We start from the raw sequence: 25,592 nt of genomic DNA on the forward strand, positions 1-25,592 counted from the left end.
CTATTTCAAAAACTGTATTTTTCACTCACAATTTGAAATCATATCAAATCTTTCCTATTCTTTCAAGTTTCCCGGGTAAAATCCATAATTTCGATCTGGCCGCCCTTGTCTTTGTTCAGAATGAGAACTGCCGTACCCTTTTCTCCTGTCTGGGGCAGGGTCACCGTCATGCGGTCAGTTTTGCCATTTTTCAGCAGCAGTTTCACCATGCCGCCGTCCAAATCCAGACCGTAGGGTTTCAGGCTGTCCTTCCAAAAGGAAAATTTACATCCATTCTTCCATCCTGCGCAGTAGAAGGACTTCGTATTTTCCAAAATATCTCTGCCGCAGACAGGGCATTTGCCAAAGGCGTTGTTTTTCCGCTTTTTCCCGCGGATCTGTTCCTCAGGGAAGACCACATCTGCCCTTCTGCCGGAAGCCGCATCCTGTATCAGAAACTGGACATATCTGCGAATACTCGCCATAAAGCGTTCTTCCGTCATATTGCCCTTTGCAATGGAAGAAAGACCTTTTTCCCATTTGCCTGTGGTCTGAGGGGAACGCATCTCATTGGGAACCACTTCGATAAGTTTCCGTCCTTTTTCAGTCGGCACCAATGTCTTCCCTTTGCGGACGATATAGCCTACCGTCAACAGGCGTTCAATGATAGCGGCACGAGTGGCAGGTGTGCCTAAGCCGCTGTCCTTCATCTGCTCTTTCAGGGCTTCATCCTCTACGAATCTTCCTGCATTTTCCATGGCAGAAAGGAGACTGCTTTCCGTATAGGGTGTAGGCGGTTTGGTTTTCTTTTTCTGCACCGTCGCCTTTTCGATTTTTCGTTCTTCTCCTTCGCTGAGGGCGGGCAATTTTTGTTCTTCCTCGTCTTTTTTCTTCTTTTTCGCTGCCGCCGCAGGGGTCAGGGCTTTTTCTACCGCCTGCCAGCCCTCTTCCAGAACCATTGTTCCTTTGGAAAGGAAGCGTTCTGCTTCCGCTTCAGCATATACCTTGGTGGTCTCATATCTATAATAAGGATAGAACACCGCAAGGAAACGAGCCGCCACCAGAGAGAATACCTTCCTTTCCTCTTCCGTTAAGCTGTCCACACGAAGTTTTGCATCTGTAGGGATGATGGCATGGTGGTCTGTCACTTTGGAATTATCGATGATACGTTTTGTAAAAGAGACATTTTCCATCAGAGGCTGTGCGTAGGGGGCATATTCGCCCAGCTCATTCAGCCGCTTGATGGTATTTCGCACCTTCCCCTTCATATCGTCGCTGAGATAACGGCTGTCCGTTCTGGGATAGGTGATCATTTTTCGTTTTTCATAAAGACTCTGGGCAATATCCAGCGTCTTTTTCGCAGAAAAACCGAATTTTTTATTGCAATCCCTCTGCAATTCCGTCAGGTCATAAAGCAGCGGAGGGGGCGTTTTCTTTTCTTCTTTTTCTACTTTTGTGATGCGGGCGGCTTTGTCCGCAACCTTTGCCACGATGGCCTTTGCCGTTTCCTCTTTTTCGATACGGGTATGTTCTTCTCTATCGATCCACATGCCCGTATAGCCGCCAAAATCCGCCTGCACTTCGAAGTAATCCTCCGCTACGAAAGCATCGATTTCCTTCTGGCGGTCTACAATAATGGCAAGAGTAGGTGTCTGTACACGGCCGATGCTCAATAGGGCATCATACCGTAAAGTATAGGCTCTTGTAGCGTTCATGCCCACCAGCCAGTCCGCTTCGGAGCGGCATTTTGCAGAGGTATAGAGCAGGTCATATTCCCTGCCGTCTTTCAGGGTGGCAAAGCCTTCCCTGATGGCTTCTTCCGTCATACTGCTGATCCAGAGGCGTTCGAAAGGTTTCGTACATTTGGTGATTTCGTAAATATAGCGGAAAATCAGCTCGCCTTCCCGCCCGCTGTCGGTGGCGCAGATGAGGCTATCAATTTCCCTGCTGTGCATCCATTTATGTAATACTTTCAGTTGGTCGCGGGTCTGCTTGATGGCCTTCAGTTTCATTTCTTCCGGAAGGATCGGCAATGTAGAAAAGTTCCATTTTTTATATTTTTCGTCATATTCCTCAGGCTCTGCCAGAGTCACCAGATGCCCCACTGCCCAGGAAACCACATATTTTTCCCCAATCAGGCAGCCGTCCCCCTTCTGGTTGGCCTTCAGCACCTTAGCGATATCTCTCGCCACCGATGGTTTTTCGGCAATGACCAGTATTTTTCCCATTTACGTTTCCTCCCTTCTTTCGATTTACACAATTTTGTATTATAACATTTCCTTTTGAAATTGACAAATCTCTTCCAGTATAAACTTCCCCGAAACATAAATTTTACAATTCTTACCATCCAGATATTACATCATGTGGTATACCTTACTACATTACAGTGTCATCGAATTTGTTGACACCTCAAGAAATAGTCGATAAAATAAATACTGAAAGATTATGTATATGATAAAATAGATAAATGGAGGTCATCCCTTATGAATACATATAAGATCATTGCTGATACATCCTGTGATATTCCCGTTTCCCTTATGAAAGCAAATCATATCACATACGTACCCTTCCATGTTTCCTTCGATCAGGAAAACTATCTGGAAGAACTGAGAGACATCACTCCCGATGAATTTTACAACAAGATCAATGCAGAAAAACTGTTTCCTAAAACATCCCTGCCCTCTGTACAGAGCTACATGGATGCCATGGAGGCAGCCCTGAAGGAAGGCAACGATGTGCTGTGCCTGTGCCTGTCCTCCAAATTCAGCGGTTCTTTCCAGAGCGCTGTCAATGCAGGCAATATTCTGTCCGAATCCTACCCTGACCATATCATCAGAGTAGTAGATACCACATGTGCCACAGCCTGTGAAGGCATGATGGTGCTGGAAGCCTGCCGCATGAGAGATGCCGGTCTGGATATTGAAACAACTGTGCAGAAACTGGAAGCCCTGAAAAATTCCGCTTGCCTGTATGTAACCGTGGACTCTCTGGAGCATCTGCAGAAAGGCGGCAGAATCGGTAAAGCCTCCGCTATGGCAGGCACCATTCTGAATATCAAACCCATCATCGCTATGAGAGACGGCGAGCTGCAGCCCGAAAGCAAGGTACGCGGTTCCAAAAAAGCCCTGAAAACCATTATGGATATGTCCAAAGCAAAAATGGGCGAAGAAAAAGACCAGTATCGTGTAACTCTGGTTCGTGGCGAACTGGAACGTCTGGCAACTGCTGATGAACTGGCAAAGGAACTGAAGGCAGAAGGCTATGATGTAGCTGAAGATGTATGGACCGTCGGCATCACCATCGGCTCCCATATCGGCCCTACTCCTATCGCTATCTGTATGCTGAAAAAATATGAATTTGTCTAAAGGCGGAGAAAACGAAAATTAAAAAAGATGTTCGATGAGCTTGCTCAATCGAACATCTTTTTTGTTTTCATTTGCGTAGCAAAAACACCGAAAATCCGAAGGATTTGAGGCGTTCTCCGCCGTTTTGAAGATTCTTATTTATCTCTCAGCTGTGCGCCCAGTTCTTCTGCCAGACCTTTCAGGATCGCATCCATAGCGTCTGCGATGTCTGCATCAGACAGTGTTTTTTCTGCACTGCGGAATGCGATGGAGTAAGCCACAGATTTGTGACCTGCTTCGATCTGCGCACCCTGATATACGTCGAAGAGTTTTACTTCTTCCAGATATGCGCCGCCGTTCTTCTTGATAACATCAGCAATTTCTTTTACTGTTACATCTTCTTTTACCAGCATAGCAATATCTCTTGTCAGTGCGGGGAATTTAGGCAGTGCTTTGTAAACTACGTCTCTGTTTGCATTTGCAATGATCTTTTCCATATCCAGAACAGCCAGATATGCTCTTGTGCCAATGCCGTAGTTTTTCAGCACTGCGGGATGCAGTTCACCCAGGTAACCGATGTTTTCGCCATTTACGATAACGGAAGCAGTTCTGCCGGGGTGCATCCAGGGCAGGGATTTTTCTGTTACATATTCTGCAACTTTGCCCATACCCAGTACATTCATCAGGTGTTCTACGATACCTTTCAGATCATAGAAATCCATATTGCCGTACATACCCATTGTCAGTGTAGGGATTTCATGAGGCAGTTCTGTCAGAGGCAGTGCTTTGGGAATGTAAACTTTTGCTACTTCGAACAGACCTGCACTTTCGTTTCTTCTGTTATAGTTTGTTGCCAGAGATGTCAGGATACCATTGAAGGATACTGTTCTCATGATGGAGAAATCTTCACCCAGAGGGTTGGAGATCACGATGGCTTTTCTCAGATCACTGTCCGCGGGGATCAGCAGTTTATCGAATACCTTAGGGCTTTCGAAGCTGTATGTCATTGCTTCACACAGGCCGTTTGCGATCACTGTATCTTTCACCAGTGCTGTGATGCTCTGTTCGTATGTTCTCTTACCAACTGTAGGTGTGCCGCTTGCCAGAGTTGCTTCGATCTTGTTATAGCCATAGAAACGAGCAATTTCTTCTGCCAGGTCTGCCTGTGCTTCCAGGTCGGGACGGAAAGTAGGAATTGTAACGATATGATTTACGGGATCCACTTTCAGTTCGATCTTTTCGAAGATCTGCTGCATTTCTTCTTCGGAAATATCTGTGCCCAGGAATTTATTAATCCAAGCGGGATTGTAGGACAGTTCCCAAGTGTCTCTCTTGTTGGGGTATTCATCTACTACGCCGGGAACAACATCGCCAGCGCCCAGCAGTTCAACAAGCTGTACGGCACGGTTTACTGCTTCCATAGCCAGATTGGGGTCCAGACCTTTTTCGAATTTGCTGGATGCGTCTGTTCTGAGACCAACTTTTTTCGCTGTGATACGAACGTTGGGGCCATCGAAGTTTGCAGATTCGAACAGAACTGCCTGAGAACCTTCTACGATCATGGAGTTTTCGCCATCCATAACACCTGCGATAGCAACTGCTTTTTCAGGGTCAGCAATTACCAGCATGGAAGGATCCAGATTTCTTACCTGGCCATCCAGTGTTGTGATTGTTTCGCCTTCTTTTGCGTTTCTTACGATGATATGGCTATCTTTGATGGTTTCGATGGAGAAAGCATGCATGGGCTGACCCATTTCGATCATCACATAGTTTGTGATATCAACGATGTTATTGATGGGACGAACGCCTGCCATACGCAGTCTCTTTCTCATCCATCTGGGAGAAGGACCGATTTTTACATTTTTCACCACTCTTGCCACGTATCTGGGGCACAGTTCGGGATTTTCGATTGTTACTTTAACGAAGTCTTCTGCTTTGCCTTCCGCTTCTTCTTTCACTGTGATTTCAGGGTAGTTGAAGGGGATATCATAAGTTGCAGCAGCTTCTCTTGCGATACCCAGAACGGAAAAGCAGTCGGGTCTGTTGGATGTGATTTCGTATTCTACTACTTCATCTTTCAGATCCAGCACTTCTACGATATCCTTGCCCAGTTCTACTGCTTCAGGGAAGATATAGATGCCGTATTCGGGTGCTTCGGGGAAGTCGTGTCTGTCGCAGCCCAGTTCTTCGATAGAACACAGCATACCTTCAGACATAACACCACGCAATTCGCCTGTGTGGATCTCTTTGCCGCCGGCGATCACGGAGTTATCCAGAGCAACAGGAACATAATCGCCAACTTTTACATTGGGTGCGCCTGTTACGATGGTCAGGTCTTTGCCCTGGCCCGCGTCGATGGTGCAGATAACCAGTTTATCCGCATGGGGGTGTTTTACGATTTCTTTGATATAGCCTGTTACTACGTTTTTGATTTCACCGGCTACTGTTGTATAGCCTTCTACTTTGGAACCGGACAATGTGATATCTTCAATAAAATCTTTGATATCTGTTGTCACAGGTGCATATTCTTTCATCCAAGACATAGGTACGTCCATGAAAATAACTCTCCTTTCGTTTATAACAAAACCTTGGGACGCTGTCCCAAAGATTAGAACTGTTTCAAGAACTTCGCGTCGTTTTCAAACAGCAGACGCAGGTCTGTGATGCCGTATCTCTGCATCGCTACACGTTCCAGACCCATACCGAATGCGAAACCGCTGTATTCTTCGGGGTCAATGCCGCTCATTTTCAGAACTTTGGGATGAACCATACCGCAGCCCAGCAGTTCGATATAGCCTTCGCCTTTGCATACGCGGCAGCCTTCACCGCCACAAGCGAAGCATGTTACGTCCATTTCCGCACTGGGTTCTGTGAAAGGGAAATGATGAGGACGGAAACGAACCTTTGTATCTTCGCCGAACAGTTCTTTTGCGAATACTGCCAGCGCGCCTTTCAGGTCGCCCATTGTAACGTTTTTATCAATTACCATGCCTTCCAGCTGATGGAATACAGGAGAATGTGTTGCGTCAACTTCGTCAGAACGATAAACCGCACCGGGGCAAACCATACGAATAGGCAGTTTGCCTTTTTCCATAGTACGAACCTGTACAGGGGATGTCTGTGTTCTCAGCAGGATATCGCCGTTGATATAGAATGTATCCTGTTCGTCTTTTGCAGGATGGTTCGCAGGGATATTCAGTGCTTCAAAGTTATAGTAGTCTTTTTCGATTTCGGGGCCGTCGGCTACTTCGTAGCCCATGCCTTTGAAGATATCGCAGATTTCGTCGATAACGATGCTCATGGGGTGTTTATGACCTTCGGGTCTTTCCTTACCGGGCATAGTTACGTCGATTTTTTCTGTTTCCAGTTTCAGGGCCATTTCTGCTGCTTCCAGACGTTTTTTGCTTTCTTCCAGCATTTTTTCGATGCTCTGTCTTACTTCATTTGCCATCTGGCCAATCACAGGTCTTTCTTCGGCAGACAGTTTGCCCATTTCTTTCAGAATGGCTGTCAATTCACCTTTTTTACCAAGGAATTTTACTTTCAGTTCATCAACATCTTTCAGTTCTCTGGCTTCCTGGAACGCTGCCAGTGCCTTTTCCTGGATCAGTTTCAACTTATCCTTCATCACTTTTGCTCCTCTCATATTTTAACGTTGATTAGTTTCATGCTATAAAGAAAGCCTCCGTCACACAAAGGGACGAAGGCTCGCGGTACCACCCAAATTCCTGCTATCACAGGCACTCTAATGCGTAACGTGCATGAAACGGACTCCCCTACTATTCGTTCAGGAAGCCGACTCCGATGGGAACTTCTGCAGCTTCGCAAACTAAAGGCTCTTTCAGCTCGGAACGATTCCGAAAGCCCTCTCTCTGAAGCAGTTCACTGCATACTTTTCATCTTCACAGTCGTTAAATATTCACAATAAATTTATTTTACCATAATGTTTTGCAAAGTCAAGGAAAAACCTTTATTTCTCACCATTATTCCCCTTTCAGGCGGCGCAAATGTTCCTTAATGCGGCGTTCAATACCGTTGTCTGTCGGTTCGTAGTATACAGTACCCACCAACTCATCAGGCAAATACTGCTGCTCCACATAATGACCGGGATAATTATGGGCATATTTATAGCCAATGCCATGCTCCAGTTCCTTGGCGCCGCTGTAATGGCTGTCCTTCAGATGAGGGGGAACAGTACGGATACGGATATTTCGCACATCGCTCAAAGCCTTATCAATACCCAGATAAGCCGCATTGCTTTTCGGCGCACAGGCCACGTAAGTCACCGCCTGCGCCAAAGGGATACGCCCTTCGGGCATGCCGATAAAATTCACCGCTTCCATAGCCGCCACTGCCACCTGCAGAGCATGAGGGTCAGCATTGCCAACGTCCTCAGAAGCACAAATGACAACTCTGCGAGCGATAAATTTCGGGTCTTCCCCTGCATAGATCATCTTTGCCAGATAGTACAACGCTGCATCGGGGTCAGAGCCGCGCATACTCTTAATAAAAGCGGAGATGGTGTCGTAATGATTATCCCCATCTTTATCATAATTCAATGCCCGCTTCTGAATACATTCCTGGGCTTCTTCCAGGGTAATATGTATCGTTCCATCCTTGCTGGGGTCAGTGGTCAGCACTGCCAGTTCCAGTGCGTTCAAAGCCGTACGGGCATCGCCGTTGGCTGTATTGGCAAGGAAAGACAAAGCGTCCTCATCCAATTCCGCATGATACACGCCCATGCCATTCTTTTCATCCGCCAGCGCCCGCTGCAACAGAACCTTGATATCCTTATCTTCCAACTGGCGCAGTTCAAACACGATGGAACGGGAAACCAGCGCTTTATTCACCTCGAAATAAGGATTTTCCGTTGTGGCACCAATCAAAATGATCGTACCATCTTCCACATGGGGCAGCAATGCATCCTGCTGGCTTTTATTGAAACGATGGATTTCGTCGATGAACAGAATCGTCTTTTTGCCGTACATGCCCAAATCTGCCTTAGCATCCTCTACCGTTTCCTTGATATCTTTGATACCTGCAGTAGTGGCGTTGATCTGGCGGAAAGCGCTTTTTGTGGTATTGGCGATGATCTTCGCTAGTGTAGTCTTGCCCGTACCGGGAGGGCCATAAAAAATAACAGAACTCAGTCTATCGCTCTTAATGGCACGATACAGCAGTTTTCCCTTGCCGACAATATGCTCCTGACCAACGAATTCTTCCAGCGTTGTGGGGCGCATACGCGCCGCCAGAGGAGCATCCTTCCCGCCCTGCAGGCTGCGGTTATATTCAAATAAATCCATTTTTCTTTTCACCGCCTTTTATTCAGAGGGCCCTGCCCTCTGACTCCCGCCAAGGGGAATCATTCCCCTTGGAACCCCGATACGCAAAACTATCGCTTTTGCAGGGTAAGAGAGAAACAGGACAAGGCCCTATTATCTTCATATTATTCCTTTGCTAAGAAAAGGCAAGCGTCGCCAAAACTGAAAAATCTATATCTTTCGGCCACAGCGTTTTTATAAGATTCCATTACCAAATCTTTCCCCATCAATGCGGAAACCAGCATAATGAGGGTAGATTCCGGCAGATGGAAATTTGTCACCAGACAATCTACCGCCTTGAATTCATAACCGGGATAAATAAAGATTTTCGTCCAGCCAGTCTTAGGCTGGATGATGCCATTTTCATCGGTCACGGATTCCAGTGTTCTGGTGCTGGTTGTACCCACGGCGATGATTCTGCCGCCGTTTTTCTTTGTTTCGTTCATAATGGCCGCCTGTTCGGGCTCTACCACATAAAATTCAGAGTGCATTTCGTGGTCCAGCACATTATCCACCTTTACAGGGCGGAAGGTTCCCAGGCCAACATGCAATGTCACATGGGCAATTTTTACACCCATTTCTTCGATTTCCTGCAGCAATTCAGGCGTAAAGTGAAGCCCTGCTGTAGGGGCTGCTGCAGAACCTTCATGCTCCGCATAAACGGTCTGATATCTATTCTTATCCTCCAGCTTATGGGTGATATAGGGAGGCAGAGGCATTTCGCCCAACTCGTCCAGAATCGCTTCAAAAACGCCTTCATATTCAAATTTGATAATACGGTTACCGCCTTCGATAACTTCCAGCACCTCCGCCACCAGCTTGCCGCCGCCGAAGGATATTTTATCACCGGGTTTTGCTTTTTTACCGGGTCTTACAAGCACTTCCCATGTATCCATATCTCTTCTCACCAGAAGCAGGATTTCCATGGCTGCGCCTGTACCCACTCTTTCGCCGTACATTCTGGCAGGAAGCACCTTTGTGTTATTGATAACAAGGCAGTCCCCTGCTTTCAGATATTCCTTGATATCTCTGAAATGTCTGTGCTCTCTTTCGCCAGTATCCTTATGCACCACCATCAGGCGGCTGGACGCTCTGTCCTTCAAAGGCTCCTGGGCAATCAGTTCCTCAGGCAGATCAAAGTAAAAATCACTTGTTTTCATCTTGTTCCTTTCAATAAATATGTCTCAGCATATTTTATACCAATAATTTTCAACATTTCCTTACGATAAGTGATCGTCGCATCATCAGGCAGATAATCGAAGCCCTCGATGTCGTAATCATGCAGCACATAATGTTCTTCCATATCCTGAGAATTGATAACAACTTCAGGGTCTGTTAACTTACGGAAGATATCTACTACTTCACATTCAGGGTCATCGGAAACAGCTCGCATGATCTGTTCAATTTCATGGTCTTTCAGTCTTTTTACAAACATATCTGTTCCCTCCCTTAATGTTCCAGCAAGTATTTGATTGCATATTCATCACCGAACCATTTATACATCAGTGTTCTGTAAACATAGTCAGAGCCTGCGCCGGCACGGTTTTTGCCGCGGATATTATAATCATACAGCTGATAGGTTTCGATGTCCTCCTGGAATTTCGCTGTTACCTCCGGAACATTGGAAACGGCAACAGCATCATCAAAGCTGCTATCATAGGTACGAATTTTCAAAATCGTCAATTCCCCGTCATCGGAAATGACATTCATAACTTCTCTGATCTGTTCTTCTGTCAGTTTTTCAAAAAACATCTCTCATTCCTCCTCGTTCCAATCTCTTTCAATGGCTTCCCAGAGTTCTGTTTTTCCTACCCCTAGCAGAGCTTCCTTCACTGCTTCTTTTTTAGGGTCAATGTGTCGGTGCATACCGCCGCAGCGAAGTCCTTCGTCCAAAAACAACCAGAGTTCATCTCCGTTTGGCTCACCGATCAGCCCTCTGTCGGAAAAAACAACGGTATTTCCTTTTTCATCCTGCCAGCCCTTGCAGGAAAGCAGGAATTTCCTCCAATCTTTCATAGCTTAATCCTCAATGGTGATGCCTGTGTAATAATGGTGCAGGATATCTTGATAATCATAGCCCAGCTGCGCCATATACTGGGCGCCCTTCTGGCTCAGGCCGACGCCATGGCCAACACCAACGCCTTCGAATACAAATTTTCCATTTTTCACTGTGCTGATATTCACAGAATATACTTCATAATCACTGTTATCCACAGAAACAGAGGGCTTACCCGCAGATTCTGCCGCTTCCACCTCTACGGAGAGATTTTTGCCGTTCAGATAGGATAATGCCCCTTCTGTTTTGGCAATGATACCCTTACTGGAAACTGCCGCCAGCAGACCACTCTTTACAGTAGTCTGTGTGGTCATAGATGCAGCCCCGCTGTGCTGGCCTACTTCTCCCCCCTTGCCATTGATGGTGAACATCTTGCTGGGCAGGCTGCCGCAGGCAGAAGAGAAATAGGTACGGATGGTTTCTTTTGTCAGTGTTTTTGTGCCATTTGTGCCGACGATCTGCAGTTCCTGCACACGACCGCCGGTGGAAAGCTTGGTGATAACGATATCCTTCGCTGTGCCAATGCCTTCGCCTTTGGCATTCAGAAGGTCGGTCAGTTCGTTCAGGGTCAATTCTCTCGTCCAGCTGTTGTCGCCATATTCGCCCAGTTCAGGCACTGCCCGCAGATAAGGCACTGCTGCATACCAGACATTTTCACTGTTTTCCGTATAGCCGCCGGTGGAAGCAGAGAACACTGCTTCAATGGGGCTTCCGTTATAACAGGCAACTTCCCCCGCAGTAGCATCTACTGCCACTGTGGTGGAAGATGCTTCGTTACTATAGCCTTTATATACCTGGCAGGCTGTGGTATCACAAAGCTGATATCCGCTGCCTGTATGGGCGCCCAACTTCGTCATGGCGTATGTACGTGCCGCAACGGCCTGGGCTTTCAGTGCTTCCGCATGATAGCTCTGGGGCATTTCGGAAGGAACAACACCATAAAGGTATTCTTCCAGATCAACAACATTCACACCAGTCATCGTAGTACCATTCACAGCGAAAGTCAGCATGCCGCGATAAGGCATGGTATTTAATTTGAATGTATCATCCACATTTCCGCCCATCAACACCGCTTCTTCAGGCACGATGACAGCCGCTTCTCCGCCTGTGATGCTGTAGCCTTCAAAACCGGATACCTTCTTGGCAGACTTTCTGGATGCGGTTTCCACCACAGAAACAGAAGAACCTTTTACATAAACATTCCAGTCCTCATCTTCCAGATATGCTGCGTAAGCATCCAGCCCCATATTAGATAAGGTTTTCGCCAGACTCAACGCATCCTCACAATCCATTTCATCATCGATAGCGATAAATTCACCCGTAGCAGGCTTTGCTGTGAAAATGCCGCTGGATGTGATCACGCCGCCTTTTTCAAAATCGCCGTCATCTTCCATGCCGATACGCAGTTCCCACGCGCCAATCGTAGCAGAAGAAACATTTTTACAGATAGATTCCAACCCGACACGAACAGTCTCGGGCACATCATATGCCATTGCCTCCACAGGGGCTGCACCAAAGAGCATGGCACAGGCCAGAATAGAAGCAAGTTGTTTTTTTCCTTTCATATTACCCCTCCTGTTTGGAGATTTTTCATGAGCATACTACTCATATTTTATCATTAAATTATAACATAACTTTCTATATCCTGACAGTATTATTTCCAATTTCTAATATAGAAAAATTTTACAAAAAATTTTCAGAATTTGTATTGACAAAAATACAATTCGGTGTTTAAATTGTATTTATTCTGATACAAAAAAACACGAAGAAGAGGAATAGTAAAACCTTCAGATGTTTTCAGAGAGCCTGCGGCTGGTGCGAGCAGGCAGCGAAAGAATGTTTGAACTGGCCTCGGAGTGGTTCGCTGAAAGAAAAGCAGTAGGTGCAACCGGCAGTCGACCGTTACCCCGACAGGATATCGGCTTAAAGCCCGTATCTGTAAAAGCGTATCCCCTTTCGGGATAAAAAAGAGTGGTACCGCGGATGGTTATGGCCTTTCGTCTCTTAAGACAGAGATGAAGGGCTTTTCTATTTTCCCCCGCTCTTCAAACCTAACGAAAATCACGAACCAAAGATAAAATCACCACAAGACACATAAGATTTAGAAAACACGACAGACCTAAGGAGGAACCACAAATGATGAACTACACAAAGTACAGACCTTATCCCCCCATGGATATGCCCAACCGCAAATGGCCCAGCAACACCATCAAAAAAGCCCCCGTATGGTGCAGCGTTGATATGAGAGACGGCAACCAGTCTCTGGAAATCCCCATGAATCTGCCTGAAAAACTGAAATTCTTCCAGTTCCTGGTGGATACAGGCTTTAAGGAAATCGAAATCGGCTTCCCCGCAGCCAGCGACACAGAATTCGAATTTGCAAGACATCTGATCGAAAACGATCTGATCCCCGATGACGTTGTGGTACAGGTTCTGACACAGAGCAGACCTCACATCATCCATAAAACATTCGAAGCACTGAAAGGCGCTAAAAAGGCCATCGTGCATCTGTACAATTCCACATCTACTCTGCAGAGAGACGTTGTTTTCGGCAATTCCATGCAGGAAACCATCGACCTGGCAGTAGCAGGTGCAACACAGATCAAGGAAGAAGCTGCAGCGATCCCCGAAACAGAATTCTTCTTTGAATATTCTCCTGAAAGCTTCACAGGTACAGAAATGCCCTTCGCAGTTGAAATCTGCAACGCAGTTCTGGATGTATGGCAGCCTACACCCGATCACAAAGCCATCATCAACCTGCCCTCTACAGTAGAAATGGCAACACCTAACGTTTATGCAGACCAGATTGAATACTGCTGCGATAACCTGAAATACAGAGACAGCATCTATGTCAGCCTGCATGCTCACAACGACCGCGGCACAGCCGTAGCAGCAACAGAAATGGCTATGCTGGCTGGCGCTGACCGTGTAGAAGGTACACTGTTCGGCAACGGCGAAAGAACAGGCAACACAGACATCATGAACGTGGCAATGAACATCTTCTCTCAGGGCATCGACCCCGAACTGGATTTCAGCCATATCGATGACGCGGTTAATATCTACGAAGAATCCACAAGAATGTTCATCTCCCCCAGACACCCTTATGCAGGCTCTCTGGTTTACACAGCATTCTCCGGCTCTCATCAGGATGCCATCAGAAAAGGCATGGAAGCAATGAAGAAGCATCCCGACAGATGGGAAGTTCCTTATCTGCCCATCGACCCCATGGACGTTGGCAGAAACTACGACCCTATCGTTCGTATCAACAGCCAGAGCGGCAAGGGCGGCGTAGCCTTCATCCTGGAACAGAACTACGGTCTGTATCTGCCCAAGGCATTCCAGCAGGATTTCAGTACAATTACAACAAGCATGAGCGACAAGCGTCATAAAGACCTGACTCCTGCTGATATCTATGAAGCATTTATCGATGAGTATGTAGACAACAGAGTTCCTCTGGAACTGGTAAGCTATAAAGAAATCGTTCTGAAAAACCATGAAGACGTTGCCATCGAAGCACAGTGCAACTATCATGGCGAACCCATTACAATCACAGGCGAAGGCAACGGTATCATTTCCGCTCTTTGCCATGCCATCGAAGATAAATTTGGTATCGTAATGGAAGTTGTGGACTATCGTGAACATTCCATGTCCCACGGCACAAAATCCAGAGCGATCTGCTATATCCAGATTGCTGATAACGAAGGCGGCATGTACTTCGGCGCAGGCACATCCAGCAACATCACAAAATCCGGTCTGCGTGCCGTAGTCAGCACAACAAACAAGATCATCAAATAAAATTTTAGATACGGAGGATAAAATATCATGGGAATGACAATGACACAAAAGATCCTTGCAGCCCATGCAGGGGAAACAAGCGTAAAAGCAGGACAGCTCATCCAGGCAAAACTGGACGTAGTTATGGGCAACGACATCACAACAGCTGTTGCTCTGAAAGAATTCAAAAAAACAGGCGCAAAGGAAGTTTTTGATAAGGACAAAGTAGTCATCGTTCTGGACCACTTCACGCCCAACAAAGACATCAAGGCAGCAGAACAGTGCAAAGCATGCCGTACTTTCGCGTATGATATGGAAGTAAAGAATTTCTTCGACGTAGGCCAAATGGGTATCGAACATGCCCTGCTGCCCGAAAAAGGTATCGTAGTGCCCGGTCAGGTCATCATCGGTGCGGACTCTCATACTTGTACATACGGCGCGCTGGGTGCCTTCTCCACTGGTATCGGCTCTACAGATATGGCCATCGGTATGGCAACAGGCGAAGCATGGTTCAAAGTACCCAGTGCCATCAAATTTGTCCTGACAGGTAAACCCGCAAAATGGATCAGCGGCAAGGACATCATCCTGCACATCATTGGCATGATCGGTGTTGACGGCGCTCTGTATCGCAGCATGGAATTCGTTGGTGATGGTATCCAGTACCTGACAATGGATGACCGCTTCTCCATGGCAAACATGGCCATCGAAGCCGGTGCAAAGAACGGTATCTTCCCCGTTGATGAAAAAACTCTGGAATATGTAAAAGAACACTCCATAAAAGAACCCGTTGTATACGAAGCAGACGAAGATGCAGAATACGACGAAGTATATACCATCGACCTGAGCACACTGAGACCTACAGTATCCTTCCCTCACCTGCCCGAAAACACAAAGACAGTGGATGAAGCTGGCAAAGTTGTGATTGATCAGGTTGTGATCGGCTCCTGCACAAACGGCAGACTGAATGACATGAAGATCGCTGCAGATATCCTGCGCGGCAAACAGGTTAACCCCAAAGTTCGTACCATCGTTATCCCCGCAACACAGCAGATCTATCTGGACTGCATCAAGTTGGGCTACGTGGAAGATATCGTAAAAGCAGGTGCTATTTTTAGCACACCTACCTGCGGCCCTTGCCTGGGCGGCCATATGGGCATCCTGGCAGCAGGCGAACGTTGTGTTTCCACAACAAACAGAAACTTTGTAGGCAGAATGGGTCATACAGAAAGTGAAGTATACCTGGCAAGCCCCGCTGTTGCAGCGGCTTCCGCAATCGCAGGCTACATCGCAGACCCCGAAGAAATCGCAGGAGGGAACAAATAATGGAAACAGCAAAAGGTAAAGTATTCAAATATGGCGACAACGTCGATACAGACGTTATCATCCCCGCAAGATATCTGAACGTATCCAGCGGCGAAGAACTGGCAAAATACTGCATGATCGATATCGATGCAGATTTCGTAAACAACGTAAAAGAAGGCGACATCATGGTTGCTACAAAGAACTTCGGCTGCGGTTCCTCCCGTGAACACGCGCCTCTGGCGATCAAATGTGCAGGTGTTTCCTGCGTTATCGCTTCCACATTCGCTCGCATTTTCTACAGAAACGCTATCAACATCGGCCTGCCTATCCTGGAATGTGAAGAAGCAGCCAACGATATCGAAGCCGGCGATACCGTTTCTGTTGATTTCAACACTGGTGTCATCACAAATGAAACAAAGGGCAAAACTTACAAAGCAGAACCCTTCCCTGAATTCATGCAGAAGATTATGGCTGCAGGCGGCTTGGTAACATATACAAAGGAAAAAATCGAAGGTTAAGGTGAAAGAAAATGGGTTCTTATAATATTACAGTATTGAAAGGCGACGGCATCGGCCCCGATGTCGTTACCGAAGCTATGGGCGTTTTGGAATGTGTTGGTGCAAAATTCAGCCATAGCTTCAACTTCAACGAAAAACTGGCAGGCGGCTGTGCATACGACGTATACGGCGAACCCCTGCCCGATGAAACACTGGAAGCATGCAAAAACAGCGATGCTATCCTGCTGGGTGCCGTTGGCGGCCCCAAATGGGATCATCTGCCCGCAAACCTGCGCCCCGAAGCAGGCGCTCTGCTGAAGCTGAGAAGCAGCCTGGGTCTGTATGCAAACCTGCGCCCTGCCATCATCCATAAGGCATTGAGCGCAGCCAGCCCTATCAAACCCGAAATCATTGGCGACAGCTTGGATATCCTGGTGGTTCGTGAACTGACAGGCGGTATCTATTTCGGCGAAAGAGGCTACCGTGAAGGCAAATATGGCCAGGAAGCTTACGATATGGAAGCATACAGCGAATTTGAAGTAAAACGTATCGCTGTACAGGCCTTTGAAGCCGCTATGAAGCGCAATAAACGCGTGACAAGTATTGATAAGGCAAACGTATTGGAAAGCAGCAAACTGTGGCGCAGAACGGTCACAGAAGTGGCAAAAGACTACCCTGAAGTAACACTGGATCATATGTACGTAGATAACGCAGCAATGCAGCTGGTCAGAAACCCCAAACATTTTGACGTTATCGTTACTTCCAATATTTTCGGCGACATCATTTCCGACGAAGCCAGCCAGATCACAGGCTCCATCGGTATGCTGCCCTCCGCCAGCCTGGCAGACGGCGCATTCGGCATGTATGAACCCATCCATGGTTCCGCGCCCGATATCGCAGGTCAGGATATGGCGAACCCCATCGCTACCATCCTTTCCGCAGCAATGATGCTGAAATTCTCCTTCGGTCTGGTAGAAGAATCCAATGCCATCGAAGCAGCCGTAACAAAAGTGCTGGATGCAGGCTACAGAACACCTGATATCTACAGCGAAGGTACAACAAAAGTTGGTACAAAAGAAATGGGTAAGCTTATTTGCGAGGCTATCCAGAAATAATAATAAAAATCCTTATAAAACAAGCCACAGATTATCTGATCTGTGGCTGATTTTATATCAAAAAAGAACCCCTCTGCTCTCAGAGGGGTTTGATTTTTCGTTATGAAATTTTTTACTTCAGAACACGTCTTGCTGTTACATATGTACTTGCACTATAGCTGCTGCTCAGGCTTGTAACTGTTACACCATAGGCTTTGCCGTCTGTGGAATGTACGTATGTGCCATCGCCGCAGTAAATACCAACGTGACAGATGCCACTATTACCGCCGCTGTTGAAGAATACCAGGTCACCAGCCTGCAGGTTGGATTTGGAAACTTCCACGCCGTTGCTTACCATGGATGCGGAAGATCTGTTCAGTGTGATACCGAAGTTTTTATAAACAGCATATACGAAACCGGAACAGTCAACGCCTGTTTTCAGGTTTGTGCCGCCCCAAACATAGGGAGTACCAATGAACTGCTTACCATATGCTACCACTTCTGCGCCCTTGCCGGATGCACTGGAACGTGTAGTTCTTGCGCCTGTTCTAACGGAAAGGTAATCTGCACTTACGTAACCCTTCTGGCCTGCGTCAGTAACGACTCTTACCCATTCCTGACCCACTCTGTCTACGTCCACTTCTGTGCCGTAAGGCAACACTGTCAGAACTGTAGAATTCATGGATGCTTCTTTTCTCAGTTTCAGGCCTGTATCAGCTGTTACCACGCCGTATGTAGATTCCACGGACTGAGAAGATACATTCTCAAACTTAGGTGTATATCTTGTGTAATCGCCTGTTACATAATCCTTGCTGATATAAGCAGAGCCGCCTTTATAGGAGATACGATACCAGTTATCATTCTGGCCTGTTACTGTTACATAATCGCCATCCGCAAATTTGCCAAGGGAATCGGAAGATGTAGAAGCACTTTCTCTCAGGTTCACACTGGAACCATCAACATTCGCATCTGCTTTTGTCACTTCAAAATAATCTGCGGAAACGAAGCCGTTCGCGCCATTATAAGAAATTTTGAACCAATCACCTGTTTTCCCCAGAACATTATATTCTGTGCCTTTGTTGATCTTGCCCAGCACGTTAGCACTTGTGCTTGCTTCGGCACGAACATTTACATTTGTACCGGAAGCCTGCCCTGCATTGGCAGCGAAAGCTGTTACTGTCCCCAGAGCAACAAAAACAGCGGTCATGCAAAACTGTTTGATCGCTTTATTTATACGCATTGGAATCTCCTCCAAACTCATTTCATTTTAAATTGTTACAAATCTGTTACAATCAGTATATAAAAAAGTAATAAAGCTGTCAACCTTTTTTCTATGAAAGTTTGCATAAAAATCAACTTTTCTCAATTAAAAAAGGCCGAAATTCGACCTTTTTCGCTCTTTATATTTACATAACTTTCCAATTATTGTTATTTACACAAATTTTTCAATTATTTAAAACTTTTAAAAATTTTACGATTTTCTTCAAAATCTTTTTACAAAACTCCCCCATCCTTTCAAAAAGACTGCAAGAATAGAATATCCCGCAGCCTTTCTGTTATTTTTCTAATAATTCTTCCTTAAACCTGCCGTTTTCGTAGAAAAGCACGCCATCGGCATAAATCCTGCCTTCTTTGGTCATATCGTTGATCATATCCCAATGGATAGCAGATTCATTTTTACCGCCCGCTTCCTGAAAAGCTTCACCGATTGCCATATGCATGGAACCGCCGATCTTTTCATCGAAGAGGATATTTTTCGTATGACGCTGGATGCCGTAGTTGGTGCCGATAGCGACTTCACCGAAATAACGGGAGCCTTCGTCTGTATCGATATAGGAAAGCAGTGTATCCAGCATTTCCGCATTTTTGCAGGAAACATCCACAATGCGACCTTTTTCCACCGTCAGACGCACTTCATAAAACTCATTGCCATTCATAATGGAAGGATAAGAAAAAGTAATATAGCCATTGATGCCATCTTCCACAGGAGAAGTAAAGATTTCACCATCGGGGAAGTTTGCATCGCCACAGCAATTGATCCATTTTCTGCCGTCTACATTTACCCGGATATCCGTATCCTTGGAAAGGATATGCAATTCCTTCGTTCCATCCAGCCAATTCACCCATTTTTCCTGCCATGCCGCCATTTCTTCCCATTTTGCAACAGGATCAGCTTCATAAAGGTAGCCTGCAGCATATACGAAATCTTCATATTCTTCCAGACTCATGCCTGCATTCTGGGCATCACCATTGGTAGGGAACTGAGTACCACACCAGCGCAGTTTCCCTGTGCCCATGCGATCGGAATAGATTTTGCGATTCTCTTTATTGGCAAGCCGCTTCTGTTTCAGTCTTTCACCATCGATGGACTGCATGGTCTTTGTATTTTCGCTGCCCCATGCGCTGATCCAGACATCGCTTCTGGCACAGGCGCCAAAACGGATATTTTCACGGGCATACTGTTCTTCTGCACCGTTTTTCAGAATTTCCGCATCCACATCGGGCACGTCCACATAGTAATCCACCAATGCGCCAGCCTTCACTGCTGCCCTTGCCACAGCTTTGATGAAAGGCAAAGCCACATCCTCCGCGGAAATGGCAACGCGATCGCCCTTTTTCACTTTTGTAGAGTAATTCACCAGCACATCCGCCAGTTTTTCCAGTCTTTCGTCTCTCATATATCGAACCTCACTTTTACAAAAGTCAACTGTTCGTTTTACTCACAGCTGCTAACAACATTCGTAAGATTCCGTCTTACTCATGCTCATGCAGTTAGGTTGTTTAATGTCCGCATGTAAATTCCTGAAAGCAGTCATTTTGCTTCGTTCATTTACAACACTTTGATCTGACACATCTGCATTGTTTTCAGAGCCGCTTCGTGGCTTTCAGGCGTTACCCCTGCGCAGCAGGAGGAATCCACGCTGATCTTCACTTCAGGCAGTCTTGCTTTCAGGATCATCGCATTGGAAACAACACAGATATCTGTGCACAGGCCAACCAGTTCGATTTCACATTCAGACAGTTCATGACCGAAGAATTCCATCATCATCATATCCGCCAGCTGCAGAGAGCCGAAGGTAGGCTTATTTACCACAACGGCTGTGCCAAGGGCCGCTTTTACTTTTTCATTGATCTCCCAGCCATGGGTACCTTCAATGCAGTGCACCACGGGCAGATTTTCGCCTTCCTGGGTCTGCAGGTAATCATCCTGGTGAGTATCTCTTGTGGCATAAACACAATCCTTTGTATATGTGTTGATTTTCGCAACTACGTTTTCTACAATGGCTTCTGCCTCTGGTGTGCCCAAAGAGCCATCGATAAAATCATTCTGCATATCTACAACGATCAAGATCTTTTTCATTTTCATTCTTCCTTTCCCTGTTTCAAGGTGAAATTTTCCATACTTTATTATTTTACCATAAGGGAAAGGGACAAGTCAATGCAGCTGTCAATACACCTTATCCACTTGAGGAAAAACAAATGATTTTCTGCCTTTTTCCTTGACATAACAGACTTTTTCGGGTTATCATAGATAGCGTGAAAAACAATGACAGGGAATAGTAGAAAAGCAATTTGTCTTCAGAAAACAGGCGGTCGATGCGAGCCTCGGCAAACCTTTTTGAACCTGCCCCTTGAGTTCCGCAGGGAAAATGCGGCGTAGATTCGGCGTTAACGATTTCGAGAGGATGATTTTATCATCAATAAGGGTGGCACCGCCGAATGACCTTGGTCCCTTTTTATGGGGATGAAGGCTTTTTTTTCGCCCATAAACCTGCATTATAAATTCCAAAGGAGGAAACAAAAATGGCAAAAGATAAGAAATTTGTAGAATCCATCACCGATATGGAGTTGGATTTTCCCCAGTGGTATACTGACGTTGTAAAAAAAGCTGAACTGGTAGAATACTCCAGTATCAAAGGCTGCATGGTTATCCGTCCCTACGGCTATGCAATCTGGGAACTGATCCAGAAAGATCTGGATGCTCGTTTCAAAGCAACAGATGTTGAAAACTGCTACATGCCCATGTTCATCCCTGAAAGCCTGCTGCAGAAAGAAAAAGACCATGTAGAAGGCTTCGCTCCCGAAGTAGCTTGGGTTACACACGGTGGTGACAAGAAACTGGAAGAACGTATGTGTGTACGCCCTACTTCCGAAACACTGTTCTGTGAACACTACGCAAACATCATCCAGTCCCACAGAGACCTGCCCAAACTGTACAACCAGTGGTGCTCCGTTGTTCGTTGGGAAAAAACAACTCGTCCTTTCCTGAGATCCATGGAATTCCTGTGGCAGGAAGGTCACACAGCGCACGCTACAGCAGAAGAAGCACAGGAAAGAACCATCCAGATGCTGAATGTATACTCTGATTTCTGCCACGAAGTACTGGCAATCCCCGTAGTAAAAGGTGAAAAAACAGAAAAAGAACGTTTCGCCGGTGCTGCTCACACATTCACAATCGAATCCCTGATGCACGATGGTAAAGCCCTGCAGTCCGGTACATCCCATAACTTCGGTGATGGCTTCGCAAAAGCTTTCGGCATCCAGTATTCCGATAAAGAAAACAAACTGCAGTATGTTCACCAGACAAGCTGGGGTATGACAACACGTCTGATCGGTGCTGTTATCATGGTTCACGGCGACAACAGCGGTCTGGTTCTGCCTCCCAGAATCGCACCTACACAAGTTGTCATCGTTCCTATTGCGCAGAAAAAAGAAGGCGTTCTGGAAAAAGCGGGCGAACTGAAAGACAAACTGAAAAACATCTGCCGCGTAAAACTGGATGATTCCGATAAGACACCTGGCTGGAAATTCTCCGAATATGAAATGAAAGGTGTTCCCGTTCGCCTGGAAATCGGCCCTAAAGATATCGAACAGAACCAGTGCGTACTGGCAAGAAGAGACACAGGCGAAAAAATCATTGTTTCTCTGGATGAACTGGAAACAAAGATCCCTGCCCTGCTGGATGAAATCCAGGCTAACCTGCTGAAAAAAGCAACAGAACACAGAAATTCCAGAACATATACAGCAAAAAATATGGAAGAATTCGACAAGATCATCAACGAAACACCCGGCTTCATCAAAGCTATGTGGTGCGGCGATCAGGCTTGCGAAGATGCAATCAAAGAAAAAACAGCTGCAACAAGCAGATGTATTCCCTTCGAACAGGAAGAAATCTCCGACGTTTGCGTATGCTGCGGCAAACCTGCAAAACACATGGTTTACTGGGGCAGAGCATACTAATTCACCCAAATACACAAAAAAGACACGGTTTTTACCGTGTCTTTCTTTTTTATATTTTATTTCCAGATCGTTACTGTTTTTGTTGCTGCATCCCAATCCACATTTGCACCCAGTGCTTCAGAAATGAAACGAATAGGCAGGAATGTTCTGCCATCTTTCACGAAAGCAGGCACATCCAATTCCTTTGTTTCACCATTGACTGTTGCCTTATCGCTGCCGATTTCCAGTTTCACCAGACTTTCAGGGGCTGCAGGTTCTTCGCCTACGGCATAAGCGCCTACTGTACCGCTGACTTCAAAGGCGGCCAGCAGAACAGGCGTGCCAGAAGGAGAATTTTCTGCAGAAATGAATGCCAGACCTTCTGGAGCGATATCGCCTGTCAGTTTTTCTGCTGTATCAGGATCTTCACTGAAGTCTCTTGTATTGATGTAGTTGCAGAAAGCTGCCTTTTCGGGATTTGTGATATCATATACCATCACACCGCCGATTCGTTCCAGACCTACAAACGCGTATGTCTTATCCCCTACTTTACCTACGGTTACGTTTTCAGGTTCAGGACCTTTTTTAGGAGAACGGCTGTCATATTCATTGTCATCATTGGAAACATTGAAGTATTCAGGGAAGTATGCTGCTGTTTTTGCTTCAAAATCATTTCCGCTGTCAAACACCTGCGTTAAACCGCCTTTGTCCACGCGATATATGGAGAAAGAACGACCGCCATACAATATCGCTTTCCCTTCCGGCAGGCCTTCTGTTGTTGCTTTATCCAGCACACGAACCTTTTTTGCTTCTGTGCCGTCTGCTGCGATCACTGTTTCCTTCACTTCATTGCAGTAGTCGCCCCATTCGCGAGCATCGCCTTCATTTGCTGTCAGGATATATGTTTTTCCCTTTGCTTCATAAACTGCTACGCCATCTGGCATATACGCGCCTAATGCATCATAAGTTTTTGCATCGTATACACCATCTTCCACCAGATCCAGCGCATTTTCTGCCGTGCTCAGGTCTTTATAACCCAGAGAGTATACGCCGCTGAATGTCTTTGTTTCCAGATCCAGTACTGCGATGGCATTGTTTTCCTGCAGAGCCACATAAGCAGCCTTATCTGTTACTGCAATATATTCAGGTTCAAAATCTACAGAAGGCATGGAATCCTTCACCATAATGATGTTCTCGGAAATCAGTGTTTCTCTCTGGCTATCGAAAGCTTCAAAACCAATTGTAACGGCTGTGCTTTTCTTTGCATCCGCTGCATCCACAGTGATAACTGTGACAGAACCAGCGGGATCAACGATGCCTTCGCCATAGCCCTCACGGGGTTCGCCCTCGTTTGCCACCAGAATCTTTGTACCATCAGGGGTAAAAGTGATCATATCAGGCTGACAGCCTGCTTCGATCATCGCCAGCAATTCGCCTTCTGTTGTCAGGAGCGCTGCATAGCCATGTTTGCTATAATCCGCATCCTGCAGTGCAATGGCAACGATACCTTTTTCACTATTTACTGCCACAGAAGTCATATCTCCGTAAGCAAAATCAGGGGCCGCTTCCGTCACGATAGAACGAATATCCAGACTCTTTGCAGGCATTTTATTGGAAACAGCGCTTGTTACGCCATCCATGTCCAAAATATCCAGCTTTCCTGTTGCACCATTGACTACCCATGCCTGATTTTTCACAGTGTCATAGGAAATGATCTCCGCTACGCCGCCGTCTTTGTTGGAAAAGCCGGAATCGTAACCACCAATTTTTACGAGATCTACCGCATTGCCATTTTCAAAACCCTCTGCTTTTCCCTCTGCCGCAAAACACTGTGTGTTGCTGCCCAGCACTGCCGCAGAAACCAGCATCAGGGATACTGCCTTTTTCATTTGTTTCATGATTACCTCTCCTTTTCATTTTTGATGCTTCTATTTTCTCTTAGAAAAATAAAATCCACCATCTTTCCATGTAAAAACTGCGTGAAACTCCGTTAAAACAGGAGAGCATTTTGTTAAAAACAAAAAAAGCATGGTAAAAACCATGCTCTCTTTCCATTTTTATTTCTTTTGTCCCTTCAGATTAAATAACAACAGACCGCCGATGATAACAGCCCCGCCGATGAACGTCCCCATACCGGGCACTTCCCCTAACAGCAGGAAGCTCATCAGCGCAGACAAAAACGGCGACAGGAACATAAAATTTGCTACTTCACTGGTCTTTTCTGCGTAAGCCATGGCCTTCCCCCAGAGGATACAGCCTGCCGCATTGGAAATGATGGCAAGATACAACAGAGAAAGGATATGTTTCCATTCCGCTGTATAGGTTTCTCTGAAACCATCCACAGACCAGAAGCATAGCCAGAATGCCGCTGCGATCATGCTGAAACAGGTGATTTGTGCAGAAGTATATCCTAACGCTACCAATTTTCTTGTCATAATATTATATCCTGCCCAGGAAGCAGCAGAAAGCAGCATCCAAAGCATAGCCGCATCAATGGTGAATGCGCCGCCGCTATCCCAAAGCAAAAGGATGGCAACACCTGCAAATGCAATAAAGATCGCACACCAGCTGATCAGATTGATTTTTTCATTATATACTTTTGCCGCTATGATTGCGGTCATAATAGGAGATGTAGCCACAAGAAGACTACATGTGGCAGAAGGAAGTGTCTGCAGGCCAATATTCATGGCTACCGTATAAATCACATACCCCAATGCACCCGACGCCAGAAACAGCGGAATATGTTTTTTCTTCGGCATCTGCATCCCATTCATCCTGCCGATCGCAAGCATAAACAAGCCTGCAATAAAGCTGCGGACAAAGGAAATCGGAATCGGTGTAAAATGGGTCTGGGCAATTTTCGTCAGCGGATATGCCGATGCCCAAAGGAAGATGGTAAACAGGCTATACGCTACCACTTTCTTTTTTTGTGCTGTCATTTATTTCATCTCTTTTCTTTCGTTACAAATTCTCCTTTAGACAAGGTACACCTTTTTATACAAAAA

General features: G+C 46.1%; 20 protein-coding genes and 3 other annotated features. Of the genes, 6 read left to right on the forward strand and 14 right to left on the reverse strand.

The annotated features are described in order from the left end of the window. Positions 1-62: 62 nt before the first annotated feature. Positions 63-2,207, reverse strand: coding sequence for a DNA topoisomerase 3 (locus tag IJ369_RS02920; protein WP_290715785.1), 2,145 nt, complete (start codon positions 2,205-2,207; stop codon positions 63-65). A gap of 255 nt (positions 2,208-2,462) precedes the next feature. Here IJ369_RS02920 and IJ369_RS02925 point away from each other — a divergent pair, with 255 nt between their 5' ends. Then, positions 2,463-3,344 (forward strand): DegV family protein, encoded by an 882-nt coding sequence (locus tag IJ369_RS02925; RefSeq protein ID WP_290715787.1) that lies wholly within the window; start codon positions 2,463-2,465, stop codon positions 3,342-3,344. 134 nt (positions 3,345-3,478) lie between these two features. Here IJ369_RS02925 and pheT read toward each other — a convergent pair whose 3' ends face one another. From pheT to IJ369_RS02965, 8 genes are all read right to left on the reverse strand, one after another. Beyond that, a complete protein-coding gene (gene pheT / locus IJ369_RS02930; RefSeq protein WP_290715790.1) occupies positions 3,479-5,878 on the reverse strand; it encodes a phenylalanine--tRNA ligase subunit beta in 2,400 nt (799 codons plus the stop codon). Between the two features lie 53 nt (positions 5,879-5,931). Next, a complete protein-coding gene (pheS, locus tag IJ369_RS02935) occupies positions 5,932-6,951 on the reverse strand; it encodes a phenylalanine--tRNA ligase subunit alpha (protein WP_290715793.1) in 1,020 nt (339 codons plus the stop codon). 65 nt (positions 6,952-7,016) lie between these two features. After that, positions 7,017-7,238 (reverse strand) — a binding site (T-box leader). Positions 7,239-7,306: 68 nt separating this feature from the next. After that, entirely contained in the window at positions 7,307-8,626 is a 1,320-nt protein-coding gene (locus tag IJ369_RS02940) for an AAA family ATPase (RefSeq protein WP_290715795.1), read from the reverse strand. Between the two features lie 143 nt (positions 8,627-8,769). Then, positions 8,770-9,804, reverse strand: coding sequence for a tRNA preQ1(34) S-adenosylmethionine ribosyltransferase-isomerase QueA (queA, locus tag IJ369_RS02945; RefSeq protein WP_290715797.1), 1,035 nt, complete (start codon positions 9,802-9,804; stop codon positions 8,770-8,772). Next, the gene (locus tag IJ369_RS02950; RefSeq protein ID WP_290715799.1) at positions 9,801-10,079 is read right to left on the reverse strand and encodes a hypothetical protein; all 279 of its coding nucleotides are present in this window, start codon (positions 10,077-10,079) and stop codon (positions 9,801-9,803) included. The genes queA and IJ369_RS02950 overlap by 4 nt, the downstream gene beginning before the upstream one ends. Positions 10,080-10,093: 14 nt before the next feature. Beyond that, positions 10,094-10,396, reverse strand: coding sequence for a hypothetical protein (locus tag IJ369_RS02955; RefSeq protein ID WP_290715801.1), 303 nt, complete (start codon positions 10,394-10,396; stop codon positions 10,094-10,096). A 3-nt stretch (positions 10,397-10,399) separates the two neighbouring features. Then, positions 10,400-10,660, reverse strand: a complete 261-nt coding sequence (locus IJ369_RS02960; protein ID WP_290715802.1) for a hypothetical protein — start codon at positions 10,658-10,660, stop codon at positions 10,400-10,402. Positions 10,661-10,663: 3 nt separating this feature from the next. Continuing rightward, on the reverse strand, positions 10,664-12,265 hold the full coding sequence (locus IJ369_RS02965) for a SpoIID/LytB domain-containing protein (RefSeq protein WP_290715804.1): 1,602 nt from the start codon (positions 12,263-12,265) through the stop codon (positions 10,664-10,666). Positions 12,266-12,456: 191 nt separating this feature from the next. Beyond that, positions 12,457-12,708, forward strand: a binding site (T-box leader). 128 nt (positions 12,709-12,836) lie between these two features. Between IJ369_RS02965 and leuA the strand changes: the two genes are divergently transcribed. The 4 genes from leuA to leuB are packed head-to-tail and all read left to right on the forward strand — an operon-like array spanning position 12,837 to position 17,388. Continuing rightward, positions 12,837-14,495: a 2-isopropylmalate synthase gene (leuA, locus tag IJ369_RS02970; protein ID WP_330612908.1), complete on the forward strand. Its 1,659-nt coding sequence runs from the start codon at positions 12,837-12,839 to the stop codon at positions 14,493-14,495. Between the two features lie 27 nt (positions 14,496-14,522). Continuing rightward, complete coding sequence (gene leuC, locus IJ369_RS02975) at positions 14,523-15,797, forward strand: 3-isopropylmalate dehydratase large subunit (RefSeq protein ID WP_290715806.1); 1,275 nt, start codon at positions 14,523-14,525, stop codon at positions 15,795-15,797. Then, positions 15,797-16,294 (forward strand): 3-isopropylmalate dehydratase small subunit, encoded by a 498-nt coding sequence (leuD, locus tag IJ369_RS02980; RefSeq protein WP_290715808.1) that lies wholly within the window; start codon positions 15,797-15,799, stop codon positions 16,292-16,294. Before leuC ends, leuD begins: the two co-directional genes overlap by 1 nt. Positions 16,295-16,305: 11 nt before the next feature. Beyond that, complete coding sequence (gene leuB / locus IJ369_RS02985; protein ID WP_290715810.1) at positions 16,306-17,388, forward strand: 3-isopropylmalate dehydrogenase; 1,083 nt, start codon at positions 16,306-16,308, stop codon at positions 17,386-17,388. 112 nt (positions 17,389-17,500) lie between these two features. Here the strand turns inward: leuB and IJ369_RS02990 are convergent, their stop codons facing one another. The 3 genes from IJ369_RS02990 to IJ369_RS03000 all read right to left on the reverse strand — a co-directional run bounded on the left by IJ369_RS02990 (position 17,501) and on the right by IJ369_RS03000 (position 20,728). Beyond that, positions 17,501-18,607 (reverse strand): C40 family peptidase, encoded by a 1,107-nt coding sequence (locus tag IJ369_RS02990; RefSeq protein ID WP_290715813.1) that lies wholly within the window; start codon positions 18,605-18,607, stop codon positions 17,501-17,503. Between the two features lie 316 nt (positions 18,608-18,923). Further along, positions 18,924-20,045, reverse strand: a complete 1,122-nt coding sequence (locus IJ369_RS02995; RefSeq protein WP_290715815.1) for an aminopeptidase — start codon at positions 20,043-20,045, stop codon at positions 18,924-18,926. 152 nt (positions 20,046-20,197) lie between these two features. After that, positions 20,198-20,728, reverse strand: a complete 531-nt coding sequence (locus IJ369_RS03000) for a cysteine hydrolase family protein (protein ID WP_290715818.1) — start codon at positions 20,726-20,728, stop codon at positions 20,198-20,200. 177 nt (positions 20,729-20,905) lie between these two features. Then, positions 20,906-21,105, forward strand: a binding site (T-box leader). Positions 21,106-21,171: 66 nt separating this feature from the next. Here IJ369_RS03000 and proS point away from each other — a divergent pair. Then, the gene (gene proS / locus IJ369_RS03005; RefSeq protein ID WP_290715821.1) at positions 21,172-22,608 is read left to right on the forward strand and encodes a proline--tRNA ligase; all 1,437 of its coding nucleotides are present in this window, start codon (positions 21,172-21,174) and stop codon (positions 22,606-22,608) included. Positions 22,609-22,664: 56 nt separating this feature from the next. Here the strand turns inward: proS and IJ369_RS03010 are convergent, their stop codons facing one another. Next, the gene (locus IJ369_RS03010; protein WP_290715823.1) at positions 22,665-24,485 is read right to left on the reverse strand and encodes a choice-of-anchor I family protein; all 1,821 of its coding nucleotides are present in this window, start codon (positions 24,483-24,485) and stop codon (positions 22,665-22,667) included. 159 nt (positions 24,486-24,644) lie between these two features. Continuing rightward, positions 24,645-25,526 (reverse strand): DMT family transporter, encoded by an 882-nt coding sequence (locus IJ369_RS03015; protein ID WP_290715825.1) that lies wholly within the window; start codon positions 25,524-25,526, stop codon positions 24,645-24,647. Between the last annotated feature and the right edge of the window lie 66 nt (positions 25,527-25,592).

Source organism: Anaerotignum sp., from assembly GCF_017483025.1.
Lineage (GTDB): Bacteria > Bacillota > Clostridia > Lachnospirales > Anaerotignaceae > Anaerotignum_A.